This window comes from Rothia sp. 27098_8_161, assembly GCF_041432905.1.
GTDB lineage: Bacteria > Actinomycetota > Actinomycetes > Actinomycetales > Micrococcaceae > Rothia.
The window spans coordinates 1-5,403 of record NZ_JAPWAL010000033.1 but is presented as its reverse complement, the minus strand read 5'-3'; the positions used below and the strand labels follow the sequence as shown (position 1 = coordinate 5,403).

7 protein-coding genes and 1 tRNA gene are annotated in these 5,403 nt (G+C 56.7%); 7 read left to right on the top strand and 1 reads right to left on the bottom strand.

Features of this window, described 5'->3' with window-relative positions:
• Positions 1-500, bottom strand: a 500-nt coding sequence (locus tag O3648_RS08045) for an aminotransferase class I/II-fold pyridoxal phosphate-dependent enzyme (RefSeq protein WP_371569500.1), incomplete at its 3' end; no start/stop codon positions are given.
• Between the two features lie 352 nt (positions 501-852).
• Here O3648_RS08045 and O3648_RS08040 point away from each other — a divergent pair.
• The 7 genes from O3648_RS08040 to O3648_RS08010 all read left to right on the top strand — a co-directional run.
• Positions 853-925, top strand: a tRNA-Trp gene (locus O3648_RS08040).
• 77 nt (positions 926-1,002) lie between these two features.
• A complete protein-coding gene (secE, locus tag O3648_RS08035) occupies positions 1,003-1,281 on the top strand; it encodes a preprotein translocase subunit SecE (RefSeq protein WP_279741351.1) in 279 nt (92 codons plus the stop codon).
• A 104-nt stretch (positions 1,282-1,385) separates the two neighbouring features.
• Positions 1,386-2,132 (top strand): transcription termination/antitermination protein NusG, encoded by a 747-nt coding sequence (gene nusG / locus O3648_RS08030; protein ID WP_279741349.1) that lies wholly within the window; start codon positions 1,386-1,388, stop codon positions 2,130-2,132.
• 267 nt (positions 2,133-2,399) lie between these two features.
• Positions 2,400-2,828 (top strand): 50S ribosomal protein L11, encoded by a 429-nt coding sequence (gene rplK, locus O3648_RS08025; protein WP_005504870.1) that lies wholly within the window; start codon positions 2,400-2,402, stop codon positions 2,826-2,828.
• A gap of 137 nt (positions 2,829-2,965) precedes the next feature.
• On the top strand, positions 2,966-3,661 hold the full coding sequence (gene rplA / locus O3648_RS08020) for a 50S ribosomal protein L1 (protein WP_279741346.1): 696 nt from the start codon (positions 2,966-2,968) through the stop codon (positions 3,659-3,661).
• 217 nt (positions 3,662-3,878) lie between these two features.
• Entirely contained in the window at positions 3,879-4,868 is a 990-nt protein-coding gene (locus O3648_RS08015) for a TDT family transporter (protein ID WP_371569497.1), read from the top strand.
• Between the two features lie 101 nt (positions 4,869-4,969).
• Positions 4,970-5,403 (top strand): ATP-binding cassette domain-containing protein (locus O3648_RS08010; protein ID WP_371569494.1); only part of this gene is annotated, 434 nt, incomplete at its 3' end.

The following is a 5,403-nucleotide window of genomic DNA, read 5'->3' as shown; positions in this document are numbered from 1 at the left end:
TTGGTGGCGGGGGTGTAGGCGGCTTCGAGCTGTTCGACGGTGACCTTATAGTGCTGGTCGCTACCGGCGAATACCTCGATGGGGTTACCGCCTGCCAGGCGGATGCATTCGGGGTAGGTGGTCCAGTAGGGCGCGGGCAGTAGGACGTCGTCACCTTCGTCGATGACGGTTGCGAATGCCTGGTAGACGGCCTGCTTGCCGCCGTTGGTGATGACGACCTGGGAGGGGTCAATCTCCACACCGGAGTCGCGCAGGGTCTTTTCGGCAATTGCCTTCTTCAGTTCGGGAAGACCGGATGCGGGGGAGTAGCGGAAGTTCTTAGGGTCGTTGAGCGCTTCGCGTGCGGCATCCACAATGTGCGCGGGGGTGGGGAAGTCCGGTTCGCCTGCACCGAAACCAATGACGGGGCGTCCCTGAGCCTTGAGTGCTTTTGCCTTTGCGTCGACGGCAAGGGTGGCGGAGGGTGCGATGGCACCGATGCGGCTTGAAATACGCGCCATAGGGCTCTCTTCTCTTTCTTCGTGTGCGCTGCCGGCGTGAAGTCGACAAGGAAATAGGTGATGGGAATGCGCGTGTAGGACCAATCTGCGCGTGATAGGCGCGGGTGTGGGCGGCGTTCCTTGTAATAGGATAAGGGTCACCAGCGGTGATGTGGAACCCTTCGTGAAGGTATCTCAAGAGGTTTTTCGAAAAATATTACACTCTAAAGTTGCATCGGCCCCGAAAGATGGTTTAGAGTTAGTTCTGCACCCGCAAGGGTGTAATTGTTTGCCCCTCTAAAGCCGTGGCCTAGGAGGCAATGGAGGAGCAGCAAGTGAGAAGCAACTCTCACACCTGAAGTTAACGCTTCGAAGGGTGGTGGCTCAATTGGTAGAGCAGCGGTCTCCAAAACCGCAGGTTGCAGGTTCGAGTCCTGTCCGCCCTGCTTTTATTGCCTCAATAACATCTTCGTACGCCCGTTCCCCGGGCGTACTTTTTTAGACTCAGAAAGGGGCAGAAGAAATGGCATCGTCTGCTACCGCCGAGAAGGCTGTTAAGTCCGGCGCATCGTTGAAGAGCGATAAGAAGCTTGGTTTCTTCGGCCGTATTTTTGCATTCCTCCGTGAAGTTATTGCGGAGTTGAAGAAGGTTACTACTCCTACCGGACGCGAACTGGTTGGCTACTTCTTTGCTGTTCTGTTCTTCGTCGTGGTGATGCTCTTGCTCATTTCTGGTCTGGATTATCTTTTCGGCCAGGGAGCATTCTGGATTTTTGGTAACGGAACGATTCAGCGTAACTAGTACCGGTTGCATCCTTATCTGGGGTGCCCCATCAGTAATTTCCCTCAGTCCATTGGCGAGTGGGAGTCCCCTCTAGATGATTAACGATAGAAAGTAGGAGCGACGTGTCCGAGCAGGAACTGGTATCCGAGATTGAAGAGGTCGAGGTAGCCGCTGCTGAGGCTACTGAGGAGTCTGAGACTATTGAGCAGCAGGCTGAGGAAGCTACCGAGGCTGTCGAGGTAGCTGAAGCAGCTACTGAGGCGGCTGAGGAAGTCGACGCTCTGGAAGAATTTAAGTCTAAGCTGCGCCGTCAGATGGGCGACTGGTATGTGGTGCACACCTACTCCGGTTACGAGAACAAGGTGAAGACCGGTATCGAGACCCGTATCCAGAACCTGGAGGCTGAAGATGAGATCTTCGAGGTTCAGGTTCCCATGGAGACCGTGGTTGAGTTCAAGAACACCGTGAAGAAGACCATCCGCCGAGTACGCGTTCCCGGTTACGTTCTGGTGCGTATGGAACTGACGGACCACTCCTGGGGCGTTGTCCGCCACACCCCCGGAGTCACTGGCTTCGTGGGTCAGGATGCATACAACCCGGTCCCGCTGCGCATGGACGAAGTTTTCGACATGCTCCTGCCGGTCTTCGAAGAGCAGCAGCAGAGTCAGGGCCTTCCCGTTTCCAAGCCCGTTATCGAGTCTGACTACACTGTGGGAGAGAACGTCCGCGTGAAGTCCGGTGCTTTCGAAGGTATGGACGCTACCGTTTCGGAGATTAAGGGCGAGTCCCAGCAGATTGTCGTGATGATTTCCGTCTTCGGTCGCGACACCCCGGTGACCTTGAGCTTCACCGAGATCGAAAAGATTTAACGCTTCTAGCGTGTGAATATGAGCCTCGCACTGTTGGTGCGAGGCTCATATTTTGTGTCGGCTTCATAGGCGGTATTAGCTGTGCAGACGGGGTTTAGTCTTTCTACCAGCTGGCGCTGGATTAAGTCGTTGATTAACGCTAGAATGTTGGTTTGTGTATGCGCATGTCACGCTTTCATGTGGATGCACGGGTGACCGCGCCACGGTCACCGTCTTGCCGGCGTACGCTCCTGTGCGTCGGTTCCCAGCTAAGAAAAGGACCCTACATTGGCTCCCAAGAAGAAGGTCACTGGCCTCATCAAGCTGCAGATCCAGGCAGGCGCCGCTAACCCGGCTCCCCCCGTCGGCCCCGCACTGGGCTCGCACGGTGTAAACATCATGGAGTTCTGCAAGGCATACAACGCTGCAACTGAGTCACAGCGCGGTAACATCATCCCCGTTGAGATTACCGTCTACGAGGATCGCTCCTTTACCTTCATCACCAAGACTCCTCCGGCTTCCCAGCTGATCAAGAAGGCTGCTGGCGTTGCTAAGGGCTCCGCTGTTCCTCACACCACCAAGGTTGGTTCGCTGACCGAAGCTCAGGTGCGCGAGATCGCTGAGACCAAGATGCCCGACCTGAACGCAAACGACCTGGATGCTGCTTCCAAGATCATCGCAGGTACCGCTCGTTCCATGGGTATCACCGTCGAGTAATTTCGGTTCGCCGAATAGCCGAGTAACCGGCATCGTAGATTTTTCTACACAGAACTTGTAAATGCCCGTCATATGGACGGGATGTGGCAGAGCCGAGCGCGGCTCACGAGACCACAACTGCATAAGGAGAAAAGCAGATGGCAAAGCGCAGCAAGGCGTACCAGGCAGCTGTAGCCAAGATTGAAGAGGGTAAGCTCTACACCCCCGCTGAGGCAGTCGCCCTGGCGAAGGAAACCTCTTCCACCAAGACCGACGCAACCGTTGAGGTTGCAATGCGTCTGTCCGTTGACCCCCGTAAGGCAGATCAGATGGTTCGCGGCACCGTGAACCTGCCCAACGGCACCGGTAAGACCGCTCGTGTGGTCGTTATCGCAGCAGGCCCCAAGGCTGCTGAGGCTGAGGCAGCTGGCGCTGACTTCGTTGGTTCCGACGAGCTGATTGCAAAGATCGCTGGCGGCTGGACCGACTTCGACGCAGCGGTTGCAACCCCGGACATGATGGGTAAGGTCGGCCGCCTGGGTAAGATCCTGGGTCCCCGTAACCTGATGCCGAACCCCAAGACCGGTACCGTGACCATGGATGTTGCAAAGGCTGTTGCAGACATCAAGGGCGGTAAGATTGACTTCCGCGTTGACCGTAACTCCAACCTGCACTTCATTATCGGTAAGGCTTCCTTCACCGCTGAGCAGCTGGAGGAGAACTTCCAGGCAGCTCTGGAAGAGGTTAACCGCCTGAAGCCCTCTTCGGCTAAGGGTCGTTACATCTCCAAGGCAACCGTTGCTACCACCTTCGGCCCCGGCATCCCGGTTGATCCGGCTGCCGTTGCTGCATAAGGTATGTACCTGTAGCTTCTAGCATGAGCTAGTAGTCGCCCTCGACGTTTAGGCGTCGGGGGCGATTTTTTATGCCTGCTCTCTGCCGCTCTGCTCGTATGTTCTGGAATATATCTGCGACGAGCCCGTTAAAGCAAACAGTGCACTCACCTCGTTCTTATCAGCCTAGTTCAGCTCGCCTGATGGGCGGGCTAAAACAGACCTCAAGGATTTATTCATGACTCAGCCTTTACCGGCTTCTTCTACTCCCTCGGCGCAGGCTACCGCTCGTCCCTTCCCGATTCCGGTCAACTACTTTGCGATGGCACTGGGTACCGGCGCCCTGGGTGCGGCATGGCGTGCTGCCGCCTCCGCGGGTATGACTCCCGCCTGGGTGGGTGAGGCGATTCTTGCCTTCACCGCTGTGGTGTGGCTGATTCTGATTGCCGCCATGTTTGTTGCGCTGTTGAATTTCCGCCAGTGGTTGCGGGAGCAGTGGGCGCATCCGGTCCGGTGCTGCTTCTTTTCGCTGATTCCGGCGACGACCGCGCAGATGGGCGCAACGATCTTCCCGTACCTGTCCTACCTGGGTTATGCTCTGGCGATTCTTGGTGCTCTGGGGCAGCTGTACTTTGCCTCCCACCGTATAGCGGGTATGTGGCGCGGTACCCATGTGGCGGAGGCGACCACTCCGGTACTCTACCTGCCGACAGTTGCGACGAACTTTGCGACGGCAACCGCGATGGGCATGATGGGTTGGAAGGACGCGGCGATGTTTTTCTTCGGCGCGGGCCTGATCTCGTGGTTCAGCGTTGAGTCTGCGATCTTGAATCGTCTGCGTAACCTGGCTCCGATGAATGTTGGTGAGCGCGGTCTGATGGGTGTGCAGTTGGCTCCGCCGTTTGTAGGAGGTAACGCGTATCTTGCGGCTAATGGTGGCATGGTGGACTGGTTCTTCCTCATCATGACCGGTTACGGCATTTTGCAGCTGATTTTCCTGATGCGCCTGCTGCCCTGGATTATGGAGGGCGGCTTCTCCATGAGCCTGTGGGGTTTCTCCTTCGGTATGGGTGCAATGGTTTCTACCGGCGTGCATTTAAGCGCCGCGAACGTGGTGAACCCGCTGGGTATTGTGCTGATGGTGATTGGTACCGGTTTCTTGGTCTTCCTGTGGGGCGGTGTGGCGTATGTTACGTCGCAGGGTCGTCTGCTGGTGCGCCCGAGCTAGGGTGCTCGCATGAGACTCCGGTGTGAGGTTCACGCACCTTTTTATGACGGCGCTTATCTTCTGCGCCCGTACCGGGTGCGAGTTTCGGCGATAATGGGGGAATGACTTCTGCATCCTACTCATCTGCCGTGGCGGAGCCTTTTGAAGGCCTGCGTATTCGAGGCGTCGCTAAGACCTTTGGCCCCGATACGGCGGTTCTGAATGAGATCGACCTGGATGTGCATCCCGGTGAGCTGATTTCTCTGGTTGGTTCTTCGGGTACGGGTAAGTCCACTCTGCTGCGCATTATTGCCGGTTTGGAGGATCCGAGCGCGGGTCGGGTGACCTATGCTGGTCAGCCTCTGGAGCGCGGCTCGGTGGGTGTGGTTTTTCAGCGCCCTATTCTGTACCCGCACTTGAGCGTTAAGGACAATATTCTCTTCCCGACCCGGCTGGGTGCGTTTTCAGGTGGGGTTGATATGGACTACTACCGTGAGCTGCTGGAGGCGTTGAAGCTTGAGGGGTTGGAGTCTCGTAAGCCTTCTCAGTTGTCGGG